1 protein-coding gene is annotated in these 1,418 nt (G+C 70.5%); it reads right to left on the bottom strand.

What is annotated here, in order from left to right; genetic code table 11:
- A partial coding sequence (locus D7X12_RS41345; RefSeq protein ID WP_500683245.1) for a helix-hairpin-helix domain-containing protein occupies nt 1-1,418 on the bottom strand: 1,418 nt, incomplete at both ends.

Consider the following 1,418-nt stretch of genomic DNA (forward strand, 5'->3'; position numbering starts at 1 on the left):
GCCCCCGCACCATCCGGAGCCCCAGCCGCAGCGCCCCGTCCTCCAACGTGCAGTCCCAGGCCGAGCGACGCACATCCACCGGCCGCACCTCCACCCCGTGCCGCTGCACGTCCGCCACCAGCGTGTGCGGCGCGTAGAACCCCATGGGCTGGGAGTTGAGCAGCGCCGCCGTGAACGCCGCCGGGTAGTGGCACTTCAGCCAGCTGGACGCATAGGCAATCAACGCGAAGCTCGCCGAGTGGCTCTCCGGGAACCCGTAGTGCGCGAAGCCCCGGAAGTGATCGAACCACTCCTCCGCCTGCTTGCGCGTGTAGCCCTTCGCCTCGCAGCCCCCCACGAAGCGGCCCCGGTACGGGTGGATCCGCTCCTCCGCGTGCTTGTGGCTCAGCGCCCGCCGCAGCCCGTCCGCCTCCCCCGCGGAGAACCCCGCCGCCACCATCGCCAGCCGCATCGCCTGCTCCTGGAAGAGCGGCACGCCCAGCGTCTTCTGGAGGATGCCTCGCACCTCGTTGCTCGGGTACGTCACCGGCTCCTGGCCATTCCTCCGCCGCAGGTACGGGTGCACCATGTTGCCCACGATGGGCCCCGGCCGGATGAGCGCAATCTGCACCACCAGGTCGTAGAACTCCCGGGGCCGCAGCCGGGGCAACATGTTCATCTGCGCGCGGCTCTCAATCTGGAACACCCCCACCGTGTCCGCCTCGCACAGCATGTCGTAGACCTTCGGATCCTCCGGCGGCACCGTCGCCAACGAAAGCTCGCGCCCGTGGTGCTGGCGGATCAACGCGAAGCACCGGGACAGGGCCGTCAGCATCCCCAGCGCCAGCAGGTCCACCTTCAAGAGCCCTACGGCATTGACGTCGTCCTTCTCCCACTGGATGACCGTGCGCCCCGGCATCGCCGCGTTCTCCACCGGCACCAGGTCCACCAGCGGCTCGCGCGTCATCACGAAGCCGCCCACGTGGATGGACAGGTGGCGGGGCACGCCCTCCAGCTCCCGGGCCACCGACAGCGTCCGCAGCACCCGCCCGTCCGAGGGCGACAGCCCCGCTTCCCGCAAGACCTCCGGCGTCACCTGGAAGCCATGCGCCGAGGCCACCCGCGACAGCCGGTCCACCTGATCCAACGCCAGGCCCAGCGCCTTGCCCGCCTCCCGCAGCGCCAGCCGGCCCCGGTAGCAGATGATCTCGCACACCATGCCCGCGCGCTGCCGGCCGTGCTTCGCGTAGACGTACTGGAGCACCTCCTCGCGCCGCTCGTGCTCGAAGTCCACGTCGATGTCCGGCGGCTCCCGGCGCTCCATGCTCAGGAAGCGCTCGAACAAGAGCCCCATCCGCACCGGATCAATCGCGGTGATGCCCAGCGCGTAGCAGACCGCCGAGTTCGCCGCGCTCCCCCGCCCCTGGCACAGGATGCCC

Source organism: Corallococcus sicarius (assembly GCF_003611735.1).
Taxonomy (GTDB): domain Bacteria; phylum Myxococcota; class Myxococcia; order Myxococcales; family Myxococcaceae; genus Corallococcus; species Corallococcus sicarius.